We start from the raw sequence: 19721 nt of genomic DNA, 5'->3' as shown, positions 1-19721 counted from the left end.
CCATGCCATCAACCCGCCACAATCCGAACCAGAACCACCTGCTCGCGTCGCTGCCCGACGGCGAGTTCGCGGCACTCCTGCCGGACCTGGAACCCTGCCCGCTGGCGTTGGGCGAGATGCTTTATGAGCCCGGCCGGCGTCTGCGGTATGTCTATTTTCCCACCAGTGCCGTGGCCTCGTTGCACTATGTCACCGCCAGCGGTGCGGCGGTGGAGACCGCCGGCGTGGGCAACGAGGGCATGGTCGGCATTTGCCTCCTGCTGGGTGGGGACTCCATGCCGAGCTCGGCGCTCGTGCAGACGGCCGGTCATGCCTACCGCCTGGAGCGCCGCCGGCTGCAGCTGGCCTTCGACGGAGCCGGTCTGCTGCGGCGCCTGTTGCTGCGCTATACCCAGGCGCTGATTACGCAGATGGCGCAGACCGCAGCCTGCAACCGTCACCATTCGATCGAGCAGCAATTGAGCCGCTGGCTGTTGCTGACGCTGGACCGCGCGCCGGAGCGTGAACTGGTGATGACGCAGGAGCTCGTGGCCAGCATGCTGGGTGTGCGCCGCGAAAGCATCACCGAGGCCGCCGGCAAGTTGCAGCAATTCGGCCTGATCCGCTTTCGCCGCGGTCACATCACGGTGATCGACCGCCAAGGGCTGGAGCCGCGGGCCTGTGAGTGCTATGGCGTGGTGAAGCGGGAGTTGGGCCGTCTGCTGGGCGATGTGCAGTACCGCCAGGAGGGGCTGGCCGCGCTGTGATGCCCCTTTTCAAGGATGAAGACGAGCGTCTCCAAAAAGTCTGGAATCTTGCCGGTCCCTGGGGCATAGTTATGGTCGCAGATTCGCGGTTCGCCTAGGCGAAGGCGCCCGTTGCGATGTGCAATCAAGTGAATCAGTGCCCAAGTCCCGTCAGCGGGGTATGACCTAGATGCCGAGGATAGCCCTTGATGATCGATAAGCGCAGGGTCTGGGAGTTGCTCGAGCCAGCCGGGGACGGGGACCGGATGAGTCGAGTGGTCGACCTCGTACTGATCTTTCTGATCGTCTTTAACGTGATTGGGGTCGCCCTGGGCAGCGTCCCATCGGTCTATCGCAGCGCGGGACCTTACCTGGACGGTTTCGAGGCATTGTCGGTGGCAGTCTTTACCGTCGAATATCTGGGCCGGATGTGGTCATGCACCGCGACTGCGCGCTATGCTGCACCCGTATCCGGACGCATCCGGTTTTTCTTTCGGCCGCTGATCCTGGTCGATCTCCTGGCGATCCTGCCGTTTTATCTGCCATTCCTTGGCGTCGATCTGCGGACGATGCGTGCCTTTCGGATCTTTCGCATACTGCGGATACTCAAGCTCGCCCGCTATTCTCACGCATTTTACATTATCCAGCGTGCGATCTCCGGTAAGCTAGAAGAGCTGTTGATCAGCGGCCTCATCCTATTCGTCCTGCTTGCAATCTCCTCCTCTCTTATGTTTTTAGTCGAACGCGAGAGTCAGCCGGAAGTTTTTTACAGTATCCCCGCTACCCTGTGGTGGTCGGTCGTCACCCTAACCACGGTCGGCTATGGCGACATCTACCCGGTCACCACACTCGGCAAGATCATCGCCGGCCTCATCTCGATTCTTGGAGTTGGCATGGTCGCATTACCGGCCGGAATCATCAGTGCCGGCTTTGTCGATGAATTTTCCCGGTACAAAAGCGCAAAATGCGATGACGGCGATATCTGCCCGACCTGTGGGCGACCTTACGACGAGGAGCGAACGGAGGTTACCAAAACCAATCGGGACGACGAGTTGCCTTAAGCGTATTTAGCGCGAAAGTCGCGCCGGGAGCGCGCTCCACTCTTGATCGTCGTTCCGGCCAGTCCGATATATTCTGCGAGCCCGTGGCGGCCGAGAGGTTGCCATTCCAGATCTAAATTCCGGGGTCCCGGCCGGAATGACGATCAAGGCCCGCCAGGCTTTGTCGCGGCCACAGGCCGCTCCCACCGGGGCGTCGACTTTCACGATATCCGGTCGGGCTCGGTCGCAGCGGCATTGCATCCGCGACCGTTCCCGCCTATCCTGATGTTGCAGTGCAGCAACGCCCGGCGCCTCCCAGCGCTCACGCGTGTCCGATCAGCTCGTCGACATGGGTGCTGACACACCGGCCCAGGGCCGACAGGGTATAGCCGCCCTCCAGGCAGGAGACGATCCGCTCGTGTGCATGCTTGGTTGCCAGGTTGTGCAGCTCCCGGGTGATCCAGGCATAGTCCGGTTCGCGCAGGTTGAAGTGCGCCATGTCGTCCTCGGCGTGTCCGTCGAACCCGGCGGAGATGAAGATCATCTCCGGGGCGAAGGCATCCAGGCGCGGCAGCCAGGCACGCTCCACCGCGGCGCGGAACTCGGCCCCGCCGGTGAGTCGCGGCAGGGGCAGGTTGATGATGTTGGGCTCGTTGGTGTCGGCGCCGCTGCCCGGATAGAACGGATGCTGGAAGCTCGAGCAGAAGAGCACCCGGGGCTCGCCGGTGAAGATGTCCTCGGTGCCGTTGCCGTGGTGAACGTCGAAGTCGACGATGGCGACCCGCTTGAGCCCGTGATGCTCCAGTGCATGGGCGGCGCCGACCGCCACGTTGTTGAAGAAGCAGAAGCCCGCTGCGCTGGCGCGCCCCGAGTGGTGACCCGGCGGGCGCACGCAGCAAAAGGCGGCATGATGTTTTTCGCCCATGACCAGATCGACCCCCAGGATGGCCGCCCCGGCGGAACGCAGCGCGGCGGGCAGGGTGCCCTTGTTCATGGCGGTGTCGCCGTCCAGCCAGGCCAGTGCGTCGCCGGATGGTGCGGCCGCGAAGATACGCTCGATGTGGTCCCGGTCGTGAACCCGCGCCAGTTGCTCCAGGGTGGCCTCCGGGGCGTCATAATGGGTGACCAGCATTTCCATGCCGGAGGCGATCATGCGGTCGGAGATCGCATGGAGACGCTCAGGGCCTTCCGGATGGAAGGCACCCATTTGGTGCTCCCGGCAACACTCGTGGGAGATGAAGGCGAGGTTCATGGTCGGTCCTCAAGGCGCGGGGTCCGGCTCACGCTAGCCTCGGCGTCCCGCGCGCTACTTGTTGATGATTGTCCCCGATGCCGCGCGGCGCCGCCGCGCGAGCAGGCCGCAGCTTAAACCGAATCGTGCCCGGGAGGGCAGCCCCCTCATGCATTTGTCCGATGTCGATCAGTTGTTCACCCCCGGTGCCGTGGCCGTCTTCGGGGCCAGCGACAACGCGGATTCTGTCGGTGGTCAGGTCTATCGCAACATCCTGGCCGGGACCTTCAAGGGGCACACCTATGCCGTCAATCCCAAGTACACGGAAGTGGCTGGGCTGCCATGCTACAAGGATTTGAGCACGCTCGACAAACACGTGGACCTGGCGCTGATCGCCGCCCCAGCCAATCAGGTCGGGGCGATACTGGATCAGTGCGGGGGCTACGGGGTGCAGGTGGCGGTAGTCTACTCGGCCGGGTTCGGTGAGCGGGGCGACCTGGGTGCGGCCATGCAGGACCGATTGGTCGAGGCGGCGCGGCGCAACCGCATCCGCCTGCTCGGGCCCAACTGTCACGGGGTGATCCGCCCTCAGCATGGGCTCAATGCCAGCGCCGGTCACGACATGCCGCGACGCGGCAATGTCGCCCTGGTGGCCCAGTCGGGGGCGATCTGTAGCGCCATGATCGACTGGTCGGACCGGCGCCAGCTCGGGCTCTCCGCGGTGGTCTCCATGGGGGCGGCGGCGGACGTGGACTTTGGCGACATCCTCGACTTTCTGGCCCTCGACAGCCACACCCAGTGCATCCTGCTCTATGTAGAAGGCATCCGTAACGCCCGCCGCTTTATGAGCGGTCTGCGGGCGGTGGCGCGGCTCAAGCCGGTGGTGGTCGTGAAGGCCGGTCGGCACGCGGCCGGCACCCGGGCCATCCGCTCACACACCGGCGCCTTTGTCGGCTCGGAGGACGTCTTTCGGGCGGTGACCGAGCGTGCCGGGGTGGTACAGGTGGAGCACCTGGAGGAGTTGTTCGACGCCGCTCAGGTGTTCGGGACCGGGCGGCGCCTGGCCGGTGAGCGCATCGTCATCATTACCAATGGGGGTGGGCCCGGGGTGCTGGCGGCGGATCGCGCCCAGGACCTGGGGCTGACCCTGGCGCCGCTCTCGGAGACCACCCGCCAGACCCTGGAACAGGCCCTGCCGAGTTACTGGTCCAACGGCAACCCGGTGGACATCATCGGCGATGCCTCCCCTGAGCGTTATCGGGTCGCCCTGGATGCCTGTCTCGCCGACCCGGAGGTGGACGGGGTGCTGGTGATCTTTGCGCCCCTGGGCTTCGGTGAGCCGACGGCGACCGCGGAGCAGGTCATCGAGGCGATGAAGAAGAACAAAAAGCCGGTGCTCGTCTCCTGGATGGGCGGCAACCGGGTGGCCGAGGCCCAGGCCCTGTTCGCCGAGTATCATGTCCCGCACTATGAGAGCCCGGAGACGGCCATCAAGGCCTTCTCCTTTCTTGCCAGGCACCTGCGCAATCAGCGGTTGCTGATGCAATCCCCGGGTCCGCTGTCGCACCAGGAGCCGCCGGATGTGGAGGGCGCGCGCCTGATCATCGAGGGGGTGATGTCCGAGGGGCGCAAGCTGTTGGGCATCATCGAGGCCAAGGCGGTCCTCGCCGCCTTCCGCATCCCCACCATGCACGCGGTGCGGGCCAACAGCCCCAACGAGGCATTGATGGCGGCGGAGGCCCTGGGCTTTCCGGTGGTGGTCAAGATCAACTCCCCGGACCTGGAGAACAAGTCGGACGTGGATGGGGTGGTGCTCAATGTGGCCGACGCCCAGTCGGTGCGTCGGACCTATACCGAGATCGTGGAGCGCGCCAAACGCCTGCGCCCGGATATCCGGGTCGACGGGGTGACGGTGGAGCGCATGGTCGCCAAGCACGCTGCCCGGGAGTTGGCGGTTGGGGTCAAGCGTGACTCGATCTTTGGCCCGGTCATCAGCTTCGGGGCCGGCGGCACCGAGGTCGATCTCCAGGAGGACCGCGCCCTGGGGTTGCCGCCGCTCAATGCCTTCATCACCCAGACTATGATCGAGCACACCCGGGTGGCGCGGATGATGGAGGCGCGCCAGCAGATCCCCTCAATGAATAAGGTGGCCCTGGCGCAGATCCTTCAACGTGTCTCCGAGATGGTCTGCGAGCTGCCAGAGATCCTCTCGATGGAGATCAATCCATTGATCGGCAACGACAAGGAGGTGCTCGCGGTGGATGCCCGAATCCGGGTCAATTACCGCCCGCCGCAGCAGACCACCTATGGCCACATGGCCATCCACCCCTATCCGGTCAGTCTCATCGAGCGGGTCCAACTGCCGGACGGCAAGGATCTGGTGATCCGCCCGATCCGCCCGGAGGACGCCGACATGACCCAGGAATTTGTCCGCGGGCTGTCCGAGCAGACCAAATATTTCCGCTTCATGCAGGCCATCAAGGAGCTGACCCCGGAGATGTTGGTGCGCTTCACGCACATCGACTATGACCGTGAGATGGCCCTGATCGGGGTGATCGGGACCGGGGCAGAGGAGTCGGCGGTGGGGATCTCGCGCTATAACTCCCGCCCGGGGGGCGAGGCGTGCGAGTTTGCGGTCGTGGTCTCGGATACCTGGCGCAATCTGGGGATCGGCGCCCGGCTTATGCGCTCGCTGATGGCCAACGCGCGTCGGCGCGGCTTCCGCGTCATGGAGGGTGAGGTCCTCACCGCCAACACCCGCATGCTGGCCCTGATGAAGTCCCTGGGCTTCCGTATCGATGCCGATCTGGAAGACCCGGCCGTCAAGTTGGTCACCAAGGTCTTGTGACGTTGGAAAATGCTGTTGTCACGCCAAGGCGCCAAGGTTTTTCAGTGTGTTTCGGTGCGGTGGCGTTGGGTCCGGCGGGTGATCTGGATATTTAATGCAGACCCTTGTCTTTCTTGGCGAGCTTGGCGCCTTGGCGTGAGCCATTTCCGGATTTAGGTTGACTGACTGGGCTGGCTATTGGTCAATAGTACAGCGCCGACGGGGGCTGGAGCCCTTGTCGGCGCCGCTGCATGGGGTGCCTCAAACCTCCCCGCGGTTATAGTCCGGTTGGGCGGTAATCTTATGGATGCTCAGGTCGGCGCCCAGGTACTCGTCCTCCTGGCTCAGGCGCAGGCCCATGACCGCCTTGATGCCGCCATAGATCAGGTAACCGCCGCCGAAGGCGATCGCGACCCCGGCGAGGCTGCCCGCCAGTTGGCCGCCGAAGGTGATCCCGCCGACCCCGCCCAGGGCCTTGAGCCCGAAAATCCCCGCGGCGATCCCGCCCCACAGGCCGCACAGTCCGTGCAGCGGCCAGACGCCCAGTACGTCGTCGATGCGCCATTTGTTCTGGGTCAGGGTGAAGGCATAGACGAAGAGCCCGCCGGCCACCGCCCCGGTGATCAGGGCACCGATGGGGTGCATCAGGTCCGAGCCGGCGCACACCGCCACCAGGCCGGCCAGCGGCCCGTTGTGCAGGAAGCCCGGGTCGTTCTTGCCGGCGACCAGCGCTGCCAGGATGCCGCCCACCATGGCCATCAGCGAGTTTACGGCCACCAGCCCGCTCACCGCATCGACGGTCTGGGCGGACATCACATTGAAGCCGAACCAGCCTACGGTCAGGGTCCAGGCGCCGATCGACAGGAACGGAATGGAGGAGGGCGGGTGCGCGGTCATGCCGCCGTCGGTGCGATAACGCCCTTGGCGGGGGCCGAGCAGGAGCACGGCGGCCAGCCCAATCCAGCCGCCCACCGCGTGGACCACGACGGAACCGGCGAAGTCGTGGAAGGGTGCGCCGAAGACCTGCTCGATGAGGGTCTGCATTCCGAAGTTGCCGTTCCAGACCATGCCCTCAAAGAAGGGATAGAGCAGCCCGACGATCACGAAGGAGGCGAGCAACTGCGGGTGAAAGCGCGCCCGCTCGGCGATACCGCCCGAGACGATGGCCGGGATCGCGGCGGCAAAGGTCAAGAGGAAGAAAAATTTGACTAGAGCGAAGCCGTGTTGGGCCTGGAGTGCCGCGGCGTCTGAAAAGAAATTGACCCCGTAGGCGATCCAGTAGCCGACGAAGAAATAGGCGATGGTCGAGATGGCGAAGTCACTCATGATCTTCGCCAGGGCATTGACCTGATTCTTGGCTCGAACCGTCCCCAACTCCAGAAAGGCGAAGCCCGCGTGCATGGCGAGCACCATCACCGCGCCGATCAGGATGAAGAAGACGTCGCTGCCGGTCTTCACTGTCTCCATCGAAATTTACCTCAGTAGCATGTGGTCTCGTGCAATATTGGTGCGAGTGTTAGCACGAACTGTGCCGAGAGGTGTCCGGCAGGGGCGAGGTGCCGCCGTGTGTGCCGGGTCAAGGCGCCGCCGGGCAGGGGAGGGGTGGCGTGCCCCGGAAGGGGGCGGCGGCGCACCAGCGCGGGGCGGCAGGCGCCAGCGCACGCCCTGAGTTGGATCACTGGACCTCAATGCAGGCCGTCAGTGCGTCACGCATCTTAGCGGGCAGTCCAGCGTCGTCTTCACTGACCAGGCAATGCAGGGTCTGTGCGGTGGCGCAGGTGTACCCTTGCTCATCGAGAAAGCGGTATGCAATCGCGAACGAGCGTCGGCGTACTTCCGCGACCCGCAGTTCCACCTGCACCCGGTCGCCTAGTCGCAACGGACGCTCGTAGCGCGCCTTCGCCCGGGTGATCGGCAACCGAACCTTGGGGCCAGCATCTCCGGCCCCGATCAGGTCACGTAAGGGAAAGCCAAGCTGCTCCATGAAGGACTCGTAGGCATCGTGTGCGTGCCGGAACAGGTGACCGTAGAACAGTACCCCGGCCGCGTCCGTATCGTGAAGCCGGATGCGTAGGCTGTAGGCGTAGGGTTCAACAAGCATGGACGGTTCCTCGACAAGGCGTGTCATTTCTGGAAATCACCGGGTTCGTCCCCGGAATCGGTTAGACTACCGGCGGGGAGTCGGCTGGGCAGCCGCTCCGTCCCACCGTGGGCGGGGAGGAAAGTCCGGGCTCCATCGGGCAGGGTGCCAGGTAACGCCTGGGGGGCGCGAGCCCACGGAAAGTGCCACAGAAAATATACCGCCAACCTCGTGCTTCGGTTCGCCGGAACACGAGCGGTAAGGTTGAAATGGTGCGGTAAGAGCGCACCGCGCCGGTGGCAACATCGGTGGCAGGGTAAACCCCACCCGGAGCAAGACCAAATAGAGGGACAGGCGGCCTCACGGCCGCGGCGCGCGGCCCGCGCGTGTCCCCGGGTAGGTCGCTCGAGGCGCCTGGCGACAGGCGTCCCAGATGAATGGCTGTCCACGACAGAACCCGGCTTACAGGCCGGCTCCCCACCTCCCCCCACCCCGCAGTGCCAGCGCTCCAGGTGCCCCCGGGCACCGCGTAGCCGCATCCGTCCGGTCCGCACCGGCGAGGCCCCGGCCGCGTCTTTCCCGCTGAATGTTTCCTCATGCCAATAAGATGGACTGCTTTTGTCCATCTTTAGAGTACATTTCAGACTCCCTCTTAAGCCGCTGAGGCTTAACAAAAAAGCACGATGAGACAGGCTTGACGCTAGGCGCCCGGCTCTTTAATATGGGAGCGAAGTGGGACAAAGTGGGGCAAACGGGAAAAAAAGGGCGTCACAGGGGGTCGCGTGTTTCGAGGGTCCGCCTATCTCAGTCTGGATGCCAAGGGGCGTCTCGCGATTCCGGCCAGGCAGCGCGAGCGTCTGCTGGCCGTGGGCGATTCCAACCTGGTCCTGACCGTGGACCGGGCGCGCTGTCTGCTGCTGTTCCCCCAGCCGGCTTGGGAGGTGATCGAGAAGGAGTTTGCCGATTTGCCAGCCTTTGATGAGACCGCCTTGTCCGTGCGTCGGCTCTATCTCGGTAACGCCGAGGACGTCGAGATGGACGCTGCGGGTCGCATCCTGCTGCCCTTGCACTTGCGTGAGTTCGCCTCGTTGGACCGGCGCGTGGCCCTGGTCGGCCTGGGCGTGAAATTCGAGATTTGGGATGAGCAGCGATGGAAAGACAAAAACGAGGCGGCCTTGAGCGATCCGGTCACCAGCGAGATGGCGATGGCGTCGTCACTCGGCAAGTTGAAGTTCTGAGCGCGTCGTGAGCGATGCACCCCATCGATCGGTCCTTTTGGAGGAAAGCGTGCAGGCCCTGGCGATAGACCCCAACGGCATCTATGTCGACGGCACCTTCGGGCGTGGCGGTCATGCGCGCGCGATCCTGGCGCGCCTGGGGACTGCCGGTCGTCTGGTCGCCATCGATCGCGACCCGGAGGCCATCGCCGCGGCCCGCTCCCTGGCGGCTGCCGATCCCCGCCTGACGGTCATGCAGTCGCGCTTCGGCGACCTGACGGGCGCGGTGCGGGGGGCCGGTGTCAAGGGCGGCGTTGCGGGTATCTTGCTGGACCTGGGGGTCTCTTCGCCCCAACTCGACACCCCGGCGCGCGGCTTCAGCTTCAACGCCGAGGGACCGCTGGACATGCGGATGGACCCCGCGCATGGGGAGTCAGCCGCCGCCTGGTTGGCGCGCGCCGATGCCGAGCAGATTGCGGCGGTGCTCTATGAGTTCGGCGAGGAGCGCTTCGGCGCTCGTATTGCCCGCGCCATCGTGGCCGCCCGCGTGGCCTCGCCCGTGCTCACGACCCGCGCGCTCGCTGACCTGGTGGCGCGCGTGGTACCTACCCGGGAGCCCGGCAAGCACCCCGCCACCCGTACCTTTCAGGCCCTGCGCATCCAGGTCAACGACGAACTGGGCGAACTCACCCGGGCGCTGGCCCAGGGCTGCGACCTACTGGCCGCGGCCGGGCGCCTGGTGGCGATCAGCTTCCATTCATTGGAGGATCGGATCGTCAAGCGCTTTATGCGCGACGAGGCCCAGGGGCCCCGGCTGCCGAAGGGCCTCCCGGTCACGGCGGCACAGTCCTGCGGGCGCCTGCGTCTGGTGGGTAAGCCGACCCGTCCGAATGCCGCTGAGGTGGCGGCCAATCCGCGCTCGCGTAGCGCCATCCTGCGGGTGGCGGAGCGCCTGCCATGAACCGGGCGCACCTGGCGACGGTGCTCTTGCTGCTGGTCGCGATCACCGCCTCCGGGGTTTGGGTCGTGCATACCAAGTACCTGACTCGACTTAATTTTTCTCAGCTTCAGGACCTTCGTGCCCAGCGTGATGCATTAGACTTGCAGTGGAATCGACTGCGCCTGGAAGAGGCTGCGCTGTCGACCGATGTGCGGGTGGAGCGCAAGGCGCGCGACGAATTGGGGATGTATCTCCCCCGGGTCGGTGACGTGATGTTGATTGAGGAGGCGGACCATGCTTTCCCCTAGGCGCCGGGTGAGACCCAGCGAGCGGCGTCGCGGTGTACCCAACCCGCGAGTGCGTCGGCGGGTGCTGATGTGGGGCCTGTCGGCCGCCCTGTTGATGGTCGCCTGCGCCGTGTTCTACCGTCAGGTCATCGAGACCGAGTTCTTGCGCGGGGAAGGTGAGCGTCGCTATCTGCGGCTCGGTGAGATCGCGGCCCGCCGCGGCATGATCCTGGATCGCAACGGCGAGTCCTTGGCGGTCAGTACCCCGGTCGAGACCATTTGGGCCGATCCGCGCAAGCTGGTGCCCCGCCTCGAGGTCATGCCTGAGTTGGCCCGCTGCCTCGGGCAGAAGCCCGCGGAGCTGCGCGAGCGCGTACAGGCCAATGCCGAGCGGGGCTTTATGTATCTCAAACGGCGGGTCAGTATCGATGAGGCCAACGCCGTGCGTGCGCTGATCGCGAGCCGCGCGCTGGAGGGGCTGGAGTTCGAGACCGAGTACCGGCGCTTCTATCCCGGGGTTGAGGTGTTCGGCCATGTGCTGGGCTTCACGGACATCGAAGACCATGGTCAGGAGGGTATGGAGGCGGCCTACGACAAGCTGCTGCGCGCCGAGCCCGGCCTGCGCCGAGTGCTTCAGGACGGGCGGCGGCGGATCGTCCAAGAGGTCGAACAGGTGCGCCCGCCGCGGCCGGGCAAGGACCTGACATTGAGCCTGGACCGGCGGTTGCAGTTCCTCGCCTACCGCGAGTTGAAGGCGGCGGTGGCGGAGAACAAGGCGGTGGGTGGGACCGCGGTGGTGCTGGATGTGGCGACCGGTGAGGTGCTGGCCATGGTCAATCAGCCCGGCTATAACCCGAACGACCTGAGCGGACGCGACGCCGACCGGCGGCGTAACCGCGCGATTACCGATGTTATGGAGCCGGGTTCCACGGTCAAGCCGCTGGTGGTGGCCGCGGTACTTGAGCGTGGTCTGGTGACCCCGACCACGCGCGTCAACGCGGCTGGGCCCCTGCGGGTGGGCAGCAATACCGTGCAGGACGTGCATAATTACGGCAATCTGGACGTGACCGGTATCATCACCAAGTCCAGCAACGTGGGCGTGGTCAAGCTCGCCCAGATGATGAGCTATGAGGACCTGTGGAAGCAGTACCAGGCGCTTGGCTTCGGCAAGCCGACCGGGGTGGAATTCCCGGCCGAGTCCAACGGCGTCTTGCGCTACTTCAAACGTTGGCGGCCCTTCGATCATGCCACCATGGCCTTTGGCTACGGTTTCTCGGTGACTGCGCTCCAATTGGCCCAGGCCTATGCGGTGGTGGCGGCGGACGGGGTCAAGCGCCCGATGACCCTGCGCAAGCGCGATCAGGTCCCGGCGGGGACGCGCATCATGAGTGTGAAGACCGCCCGCGCCGTGCGCGCGATGATGGAGACCGTGGTCTCCGACAAGGGGACCGCCAAGCGCGCGGCCATCCCGGGCTATCGGGTCGGCGGCAAGACCGGTACTGCCAGGAAGGCGAACGGGCGCCACGGCTACTCGGCCGGTCGCTATCAGGCCCTGTTTGCCGGGATGGCCCCAGCCGGCAATCCCCGGCTGGTGATGGTGGTCATGATCGATGAGCCCCGCGGGGGTGCCTATTACGGCGGTTTGGTCGCCGCCCCGGTCTTTGCGAAGGTGATGGAGGGGGCGCTGCGGCTCTTCAATGTGCCCCCGGATGAGCCCGCGCCCTCCATGCTGCTGGCCAGCGGGCGGGCGGCCCCATGATGTGGACCCTCACGTCTGCCGCCGAGCGGGTCGGCGGGTATCTCCCCGGCGCGGATGCGCCTTTTTCTTCGGTCGCTACCGACAGTCGCGGGGATTGCACCGGTGTACTCTTCGTCGCGCTGCGCGGTGAGCGCTTTGACGGCCACGACTATGTGGCCGCTGCCCGCGAGCGGGGCGCCGCCGCCGCCTTGGTGGACCGCGAACTCCCGCTCGATTTACCCCAATGGGTGGTGGAGGATACCCGGCTGGCCTTAGGGCGGCTGGCCGCCGCCTGGCGTGATCGCATCCCCTGCCGGGTGGCGGCGATCACCGGCAGCAACGGCAAGACCACGGTCAAGGAGATGCTGGCCGCGATCCTGTCCCAGGTGGGGCCGACCCGCGCGACCGCAGGCAATCTGAATAACGACATCGGGATGCCCTTGACGCTGCTGCGTGCCCGGGACGAGTCCTTTCTGGTGCTGGAGATGGGGGCCAATCATCCGGGTGAGATCGCCTATCTGACCACCATTGGCCGGCCGACGGTGGCGCTGATCACCAATGCCGGGCGGGCGCATCTGGAGGGTTTCGGTAGTCTGGCCGGGGTGGCCCGCGCCAAGGGCGAGATCGCCCAAGGGCTGCCGGCGGACGGGGTCTTTGTGGTCCCCGGCGACTCGCCCTACACGGCGTTGTGGCGGGAGCTGGCAGCCGGCCGCACGGTGCAGACCTTCGCCCTCGACCAGCCGGCGGACCTGTGGGCGGCACGTCGGTCGATTGCGGTGCGCTGGGATGCGGACGGGTTCCGTACCACCTTTGTCGCCCACGCGGGCGGCACCGACTATCCCATGGAACTGCGCCTCGCGGGCATGCACAACGTGACCAATGCCCTGGCCGCCGCCGCGGCTGCCCGCGCCTGTGGGGTTGGGTTCGATGCGGTGTACGCTGGCCTGCTGGCCCTGGCGCCGGTTCCCGGGCGCCTGTGCCCGCGTACCGGCGGCGCGGTGCGCGTTATCGACGACACCTATAATGCGAACCCCGACTCACTGGCCGCCGCCGTGGCGGTCTTGACCGGGCTGCCGGGGCGCCCTTGGCTGGTGTTGGGGGACTTGGGCGAGTTGGGTCCGCAGTCCTTGGCGTTGCACCGTGAGGCGGGTATCCACGCCCGCGCCGCGGGCGTGGAGCGGCTGTTCACGGTCGGTGCCAGCAGTGCCGCTGCGGCGGACGCCTTCGGCAGCGGGGCGCAGCACTTCGCCGATCAAGCGGCACTCATCGCACAGCTACGCGAGTCCCTCACTGCCGACGCGCTGATCCTGGTCAAGGGCTCGCGTTCGGCGCGGATGGATAGGGTGGTTGATGGCCTGTGTAATCATTTCTAGTTGATGATTGATGATCTTCAATTTTCTTAAATATTAAATCCCAGATTCCAAATAAAATGTTGCTTTATCTCACCGAATGGCTGATGCGCTTCGAGACCGGTTTCGGTGTGTTCCGCTATCTCACGCTGCGCGGGATATTGGGGACCTTGACCGCGCTTGCCATCTCGCTCTTGGTCGGCCGGCCGATGATCCGTCGGCTGCGCGCCTTCAAGATCGGCCAGATGGTGCGCGACGACGGCCCGCAGACCCACCTGATCAAGTCCGGTACGCCGACCATGGGCGGGGCACTGATCCTGGTGGCGGTCGGTATCAGCACCCTGCTGTGGGCGGATCTGAACAACCGCTATGTCTGGATCGTCTTGCTGACGACGCTCGCCTTCGGCGCGGTGGGGCTGGTGGACGATTACAAGAAGCTGGTCCTCAAGAACCCGCGCGGTCTGGCCGCCCGCTGGAAATACCTGTGGCAGACGCTCTTCGGCCTGGCCGCGGCGCTGGCCCTCTATTTCACCGCCCAGACGCCGGCGGAGACCGCTCTACTGGTCCCTTATCTGAAGGATGTCTCGTTCCAGCTCGGTCCCTGGTTCATCCTGCTGGCCTATTTCGTCATTGTGGGTTCCAGTAACGCCGTGAATCTGACCGACGGGCTGGACGGGCTGGCCGTCCTGCCCACCGTGCTGGTGTCCGGGGCACTGGCCATCTTCGTTTATGCCGCCGGTCATTTCGAGATCGCCGCCTATCTGCGCATCCCGCATGTCAAGGAGGTCGGCGAATTGTTCATCTTCTGCGGCGCCTTGGTTGGGGCGGGGCTGGGTTTTCTGTGGTTTAACGCCTATCCGGCCCAGGTGTTCATGGGCGACGTCGGTGCCTTGGCCCTGGGCGCGGCCTTGGGCGTGGTTGCGGTGGCCGTGCGTCAGGAGTTGGTGCTGTTCATCATGGGCGGGGTCTTTGTGATGGAGACCGTCTCGGTGATGTTGCAGGTGATGTCCTTCAAGCTCACCGGCAAACGCATCTTCCGCATGGCCCCGCTGCACCATCACTTCGAGCTCAAGGGCTGGCCGGAGCCGCGGGTGATCGTCCGTTTCTGGATCGTCACCGTGGTGCTGGTCTTAATCGGGCTGGCGAGCCTGAAGATCCGCTGATGAGCGAGCAGCGCACCGACTTGAAGACTCTGGTGGTCGGTCTGGGCAAGACCGGTGTCTCCTGTGCCCGTTATCTGCGCGCGCAGGGCGTGTGGGTGGCCGTGACCGACACCCGCGCCAATCCGCCCGGGCTGGAGCAGATGCGTCGCGACCTGCCGGAGGTGGCCCTGTTCGTCGGGGGCTTCGATCCCACGGCCTTCGCCGCCGCCGAGCGACTGGTGGTGAGCCCCGGGGTGCCGGTGGCCACGCCTCTGATTGAGCAGGCCCGCGCCCGCGGGGTGGCGGTGATCGGCGATGTGGAGCTGTTTGCCCAGGCCGCCCGGGCGCCGATCTGTGCCATCACCGGCTCCAACGGCAAGAGTACCGTGACCACCCTCCTGGGTCTGATGGCACGGCGCGCCGGGCGCGTGGTGCGGGTCGGCGGCAATCTGGGTGAGCCGGTGCTGGACCTGTTGGACGCTCAGGCACAACTCTATGTGCTGGAGCTCTCCAGCTTTCAACTGGAGACCACGCCGGGGCTCTGCGCCCGGGCGGCGGTCGTGCTCAACATTTGTGCCGATCACCTGGACCGCTACGCGGACCTGGCCGCCTATCGGCAGGCGAAGGCGCGCATCTATGACCGGGCCGAGGTGGCCGTGGTCAATCGCGATGACCCGCGGGTCATGGCCATGACGCGCCGCCCGGACCGCGAGATTGGCTTTACCCTCGGGGTGCCGGCGGCGGGCGATTACGGTTTGGTCGAGTCCGCCACGGGTCACTGGCTGTGCCGGGGCGAGGAGCGACTGATCCCGGCGGCCGAGGTCCTGATCCCTGGTCGGCACAATCTGGCCAACGCCTTGGCCGCCTTGGCCTTGGCGGATGCCTGTGACCTGCCGCTCGCCCCCGCGTTGGCGGCGCTGCGGACCTTTCCCGGTCTGGAGCACCGCTGCCAACTGGTGGCCGATCATGGCGGGGTGCGCTGGTACGACGACTCCAAGGGCACCAACCCGGGGGCCACGGTCGCCGCCTTGGATGGCCTGGTCTCCCCGGGGTCCGCGGGCCGGGTGGTCTTGATCGCTGGCGGTGACGGCAAGGGCGCGGATTTTACGCCGCTCGCCGCGGCGGTTGCGCGGGCGGCCCGGGCGGTGGTCCTGATCGGGCGCGACGCCCCCCTGATCGAACAAGTCTTAAGCGGCCTAGTCCCTTTGATCCCGGCGGGCGACATGGCCGATGCAGTCGGCAAGGCCGCTGCGCTTACCCGCCCTGGGGATGCGGTGCTGCTCTCCCCGGCCTGCGCCAGCTTTGATATGTTCGACAACTACGAACACCGTGGTCGGGTCTTTGCCGACGCGGTGCGCAGGGTGGCGGTATGAGCGCGGCCACCCGTCGAAACAAGCGTTCCGAGACCTGGGTACGGCGCCGCAACGAGCGCCGGCCGGCCTTGGATGTGCCGCTGCTGATGGTCACTCTGGGCCTCCTGTCCTTTGGCTTCGTGATGGTCGCCTCCGCCTCCATGACCATCGGCGATACCTGCTGCAAAGACCCCTTCTTTTTCATTACCCGCCAGGCGATTGCGCTCACCATGGCAGTGGTGGCCGGGTTGCTGGCCTTCACCGTTCCGGTCAGCTGGTGGGAGCGCATGGGGGTCTGGTTGTTCCTGGGTGGGGTTGGGGTGCTGTTGTTGGTCCTAGTCCCGGGCATCGGCCGCAATGTCAACGGTGCCACGCGCTGGATCGCGCTGGGGCCGCTGAATCTCCAGCCCTCGGAATTCATCAAGCTGTTCGCGGTGCTCTATATCTCCGGCTATCTGGTGCGTCACGCCGATGACGTTGCCAACAAGCTGTCCGGCTTCATCCGCCCCATGATCCTGATCGGGTTCACCGCCGCGGTGATCCTCAAGCAACCGGATTTCGGCACCACCACGGTAATGCTGGCGACCGTCATGGGGCTCTTATTCCTGGGTGGCGTCAGCGTCATGCCCTTTGCGGTCCTGTTCGGCACCGTGCTGGTCGGGCTCACCGTCCTGGTCATGACCTCCGAATATCGGATGCGGCGCATACTCTCTTTCCTCAATCCATTCGAGGACCCCTTCAACTCCGGCTACCAGTTGAGCCAGGCCCTGATCGGCTTCGGGCGGGGCGAGTGGCTGGGGGTGGGGCTCGGCAACGGCATCCAGAAGCAATATTTCCTCCCCGAGGCGCACACCGACTTCATCGCTACGGTCATCGCCGAGGAATTGGGGCTGGTCGGGATGCTGGCGATCATCGCCACCTTCGCCTTCATCGCCTGGCGCGCCTTTCGCATCGGTGCCAGGGCGGAGGCGGCGGGGAGTCGCTTCGCCGCCTATACCGCCCAGGGGATCGGTCTGTGGCTGGGCCTGCAGGCCTTCGTGAACATTGGCGTCAACGCGGGGATGCTCCCCACCAAGGGGTTGACCTTGCCCTTCCTGAGCTACGGCAGCAACAGCCTGATCGTCGGCTGCATGGCCATCGCCATCCTGCTGCGTATCGACGCCACCACGCGCCAAAGCGAGGCCGAATCCAGGAATCCGCGGGGGGTCCCATGGCTGCGTGCATAGGCGTCATGGCCGGGGGTACCGGTGGGCATGTCTTCCCCGCGCTGGCGGTGGCTGCGGCCCTGCGTGAACAGGGCGTACAGGTCTTCTGGATCGGCACGCAGCGTGGCATGGAGTCGCGCCTGGTCCCTGAGTATGGCTTCGAGCTTGAGTGGTTAAGTGTCGCGGGCCTGCGCGGTAAGGGGCTCGTTCAAACACTGATCGGCCCCGTGCGCCTGCTCGGCGCCCTCTGGCAGGCGGGGGCCATCCTGCGCCGTCGCCGCCCCGCGTTGGTGCTGGGAATGGGCGGGTTCGTCTCCGGCCCGGGCGGCCTGGCCGCCCGCGTCCTGCGGATACCCCTGGTGATCCACGAACAAAATTCGGTCCCGGGGATGACCAATCAGTGGCTCGCCCGGGTGGCGACCCGGGTCTTCGAGGCCTTCCCGGGCAGCTTTCCCAGGGCCAGGCAGGCCATCGTGACTGGTAACCCGGTGCGGCGTCTCATCACTGAACTGCCGCCGCCCGCGGTGCGCTTTGCCGCCCGCACGGGGCCGGCGCGGCTGTTGGTCGTCGGCGGCTCGCTCGGCGCCAAGGCGCTCAACGAGGTCCTCCCCGCGGCCCTGGCCCGGCTCCCGGTGGAGCAGCGTCCGCAGGTCCGCCACCAGGCCGGAGCGCAGACGCTGGAACTGGCGCGCGCGGCCTATGCACAAGCCGGCGTCCAGGCCGCGGTCACGGCGTTCATCGACGACATGGCGCAGGCCTATGCCTGGGCCGATTTGGTCGTCTGCCGTGCCGGGGCGCTGACCGTCTCCGAGCTGGCCGCCGCCGGCCTGGGTGCGGTGCTGGTGCCTTATCCACACGCGGTTGACGACCATCAGGTCGGTAACGCCCGCTTCCTGGTCGACTGCGGGGCGGCGCGCCTGATCCTGCAACCGGACCTCAACCCCGCCGGTCTCGCGGCGCTGCTGGCGCAACTGCTCCCCGACCGCGCCCGACTCCTGGCGATGGCCGAGGCCGCCCGCGCCCGCGCCACCCCCGACGCCGTCACCCGTATCACCGCCGCCTGCTTGGAGCTCGCCCGCCGATGAATCCCCATTTGAGCCACACCGCCGCCAACATGGGCCGAGTCCGGCGCCTGCACTTCATCGGTGTCGGTGGCGCCGGTATGAGCGGCATCGCCGAACTCATGGCCAACCTGGGCTACGAGGTGGCCGGCTCCGATCGGCGCGAGAGCGCGACCACCCGGCGCCTGCGTGACCTGGGTGTCCAGGTCTACATCGGTCACCACGCCGCCCAGGTGACGGACGCCGATGCGGTGGTGGTCTCCACCGCCATCGATGAGTCCAACCCGGAGATCGCCGAGGCCCGGGCGCGGCGCATCCCGATCGTGCGCCGCGCCGAGATGCTCGCCGAGCTGATGCGCTTTTATTACGGTGTGGCCGTTGCCGGTACCCACGGCAAGACCACCACCACCAGCCTGGTGGCGAGCGTCTTGGCCGAGGGCGGCCTCGATCCCACCTTCGTCATCGGCGGGCTGCTCAACAGTGCCGGTGCCAATGCCAAGCTGGGCACCTCCAAATACCTGGTGGCGGAGGCCGACGAGAGCGACGCCTCCTTCCTCTATCTCCAGCCCATGGTGTCGATCGTGACCAACATCGATGCCGACCACATGCAGACCTACGGCAACGACTTCGACCGCCTGCGCAACACCTTCATGGAGTTCCTGCATCACCTGCCGTTCTACGGCCTGGCGGTCCTGTGTATCGACGATCCCGAGGTGCGTGCCCTGGAGCCCCTGGTGCCGCGTCCGGTGCGTACCTATGGTATGTGCGCGCAGGCCGATGTACGCGCCGACAATGTCCGCCAGGATGGCCTGCGCATGTATTTCGACGTCCATAGCAAGGACCTGCGGGCCCCCTTGGCCCTCGAACTGAATCTGCCCGGACGCCACAACGTGCTCAACGCATTGGCGGCGATTGCCGTGGCCCTGGAACTGGGGGTCGACGAAGACGCCATCCGCCGCGCCCTGGCCGGTTTTCAGGGGGTCGGCCGCCGCTTTGTCGTCACCGACTTGACCGACCAGGCCGGCCGTCGGCTGACCCTCGTCGACGACTATGGGCACCACCCCCGCGAACTGGCGGCCACCCTTGCCGCCGCCCGCGACGGTTGGCCTGGCCGCCGACTCGTGCTGGTCTTCCAGCCGCACCGCTACACCCGTACCCAGGAGCAGTTCGAGGACTTCGTCCAGGTCCTTTCCACCGTTGACCTGCTGGTCCTGTGTGACGTCTATCCCGCCGGCGAGGCACCGATCGTCGGCGCCGACGGTCGCTCCTTGAGCCGTGCCATCCGCGCCCGCGGTATCGTCGACCCGGTGTTCGCCCAAGACCCCAACGCCGTCCCCGAGCTCCTCCCCAACCTGCTGGAGGATGGCGACCTGATGCTGCTGATGGGCGCCGGCGACATCGGTACACTGGCCGCGCGCCTACCCGCCGTGCTGACCGGAGCGAGCCTGTGATGTCCGATCGACGCGGCGAGCGGTGTCGGCACCTGCATGAAGATTGAAGGCTGATGGTGATCGATCGTCAATCGGA

16 protein-coding genes and 1 other RNA gene are annotated in these 19721 nt (G+C 66.1%); 14 read left to right on the top strand and 3 right to left on the bottom strand.

Annotated features, from left to right (window positions below):
• The first annotated feature begins 2 nt into the window (after positions 1 to 2).
• Positions 3 to 746: a Crp/Fnr family transcriptional regulator gene (locus QZX93_RS07470; protein ID WP_295385293.1), complete on the top strand. Its 744-nt coding sequence runs from the start codon at positions 3 to 5 to the stop codon at positions 744 to 746.
• A 188-nt stretch (positions 747 to 934) separates the two neighbouring features.
• A complete protein-coding gene (locus QZX93_RS07465) occupies positions 935 to 1786 on the top strand; it encodes an ion transporter (protein ID WP_295385291.1) in 852 nt (283 codons plus the stop codon).
• A 301-nt stretch (positions 1787 to 2087) separates the two neighbouring features.
• Here QZX93_RS07465 and QZX93_RS07460 read toward each other — a convergent pair whose 3' ends face one another.
• Positions 2088 to 3017 carry a histone deacetylase family protein gene (locus QZX93_RS07460; protein WP_295385290.1) on the bottom strand — a complete coding sequence of 310 codons (930 nt, stop codon included), beginning with the start codon at positions 3015 to 3017 and terminating at the stop codon, positions 2088 to 2090.
• A gap of 148 nt (positions 3018 to 3165) precedes the next feature.
• On the opposite strand from QZX93_RS07460, the gene QZX93_RS07455 reads away from it, so the two are divergent.
• Entirely contained in the window at positions 3166 to 5844 is a 2679-nt protein-coding gene (locus QZX93_RS07455) for a bifunctional acetate--CoA ligase family protein/GNAT family N-acetyltransferase (RefSeq protein WP_295385287.1), read from the top strand.
• A 240-nt stretch (positions 5845 to 6084) separates the two neighbouring features.
• Here the strand turns inward: QZX93_RS07455 and QZX93_RS07450 are convergent, their stop codons facing one another.
• Entirely contained in the window at positions 6085 to 7290 is a 1206-nt protein-coding gene (locus QZX93_RS07450) for an ammonium transporter (protein ID WP_295385285.1), read from the bottom strand.
• Between the two features lie 208 nt (positions 7291 to 7498).
• Entirely contained in the window at positions 7499 to 7924 is a 426-nt protein-coding gene (locus QZX93_RS07445; protein WP_295385283.1) for an acyl-CoA thioesterase, read from the bottom strand.
• Between the two features lie 76 nt (positions 7925 to 8000).
• Between QZX93_RS07445 and rnpB the strand changes: the two genes are divergently transcribed.
• The 11 genes from rnpB (at position 8001) to murC (ending at position 19645) form a co-directional block, all read left to right on the top strand.
• An RNA gene (rnpB, locus tag QZX93_RS07440) (RNase P RNA component class A) lies at positions 8001 to 8384 on the top strand.
• A gap of 301 nt (positions 8385 to 8685) precedes the next feature.
• Positions 8686 to 9141 carry a division/cell wall cluster transcriptional repressor MraZ gene (gene mraZ, locus QZX93_RS07435; protein ID WP_295385280.1) on the top strand — a complete coding sequence of 152 codons (456 nt, stop codon included), beginning with the start codon at positions 8686 to 8688 and terminating at the stop codon, positions 9139 to 9141.
• Between the two features lie 7 nt (positions 9142 to 9148).
• The gene (rsmH, locus tag QZX93_RS07430) at positions 9149 to 10081 is read left to right on the top strand and encodes a 16S rRNA (cytosine(1402)-N(4))-methyltransferase RsmH (protein WP_295385278.1); all 933 of its coding nucleotides are present in this window, start codon (positions 9149 to 9151) and stop codon (positions 10079 to 10081) included.
• On the top strand, positions 10078 to 10368 hold the full coding sequence (gene ftsL, locus QZX93_RS07425) for a cell division protein FtsL (RefSeq protein WP_295385276.1): 291 nt from the start codon (positions 10078 to 10080) through the stop codon (positions 10366 to 10368). Before rsmH ends, ftsL begins: the two co-directional genes overlap by 4 nt.
• Positions 10355 to 12106, top strand: a complete 1752-nt coding sequence (locus tag QZX93_RS07420; RefSeq protein ID WP_295385274.1) for a penicillin-binding protein 2 — start codon at positions 10355 to 10357, stop codon at positions 12104 to 12106. Before ftsL ends, QZX93_RS07420 begins: the two co-directional genes overlap by 14 nt.
• Positions 12106 to 13458: a UDP-N-acetylmuramoyl-tripeptide--D-alanyl-D-alanine ligase gene (murF, locus tag QZX93_RS07415; protein WP_295385328.1), complete on the top strand. Its 1353-nt coding sequence runs from the start codon at positions 12106 to 12108 to the stop codon at positions 13456 to 13458. The genes QZX93_RS07420 and murF overlap by 1 nt, the downstream gene beginning before the upstream one ends.
• A 56-nt stretch (positions 13459 to 13514) precedes the next feature.
• Complete coding sequence (mraY, locus tag QZX93_RS07410) at positions 13515 to 14597, top strand: phospho-N-acetylmuramoyl-pentapeptide-transferase (protein WP_295385271.1); 1083 nt, start codon at positions 13515 to 13517, stop codon at positions 14595 to 14597.
• Positions 14597 to 15949, top strand: a complete 1353-nt coding sequence (gene murD / locus QZX93_RS07405) for a UDP-N-acetylmuramoyl-L-alanine--D-glutamate ligase (protein ID WP_295385269.1) — start codon at positions 14597 to 14599, stop codon at positions 15947 to 15949. The genes mraY and murD overlap by 1 nt, the downstream gene beginning before the upstream one ends.
• Positions 15946 to 17154 (top strand): putative lipid II flippase FtsW, encoded by a 1209-nt coding sequence (gene ftsW, locus QZX93_RS07400; RefSeq protein WP_295385265.1) that lies wholly within the window; start codon positions 15946 to 15948, stop codon positions 17152 to 17154. Before murD ends, ftsW begins: the two co-directional genes overlap by 4 nt.
• A complete protein-coding gene (murG, locus tag QZX93_RS07395) occupies positions 17139 to 18218 on the top strand; it encodes an undecaprenyldiphospho-muramoylpentapeptide beta-N-acetylglucosaminyltransferase (protein WP_295385263.1) in 1080 nt (359 codons plus the stop codon). Before ftsW ends, murG begins: the two co-directional genes overlap by 16 nt.
• Positions 18215 to 19645 carry a UDP-N-acetylmuramate--L-alanine ligase gene (gene murC / locus QZX93_RS07390; RefSeq protein ID WP_295385261.1) on the top strand — a complete coding sequence of 477 codons (1431 nt, stop codon included), beginning with the start codon at positions 18215 to 18217 and terminating at the stop codon, positions 19643 to 19645. Before murG ends, murC begins: the two co-directional genes overlap by 4 nt.
• Positions 19646 to 19721 lie beyond the last annotated feature (76 nt).

This window comes from uncultured Thiodictyon sp., assembly GCF_903946935.1.
GTDB lineage: Bacteria > Pseudomonadota > Gammaproteobacteria > Chromatiales > Chromatiaceae > Thiodictyon.
Note: the sequence above shows the minus strand (reverse complement) of the source record. Positions and strands in the feature narration are given on the sequence as shown.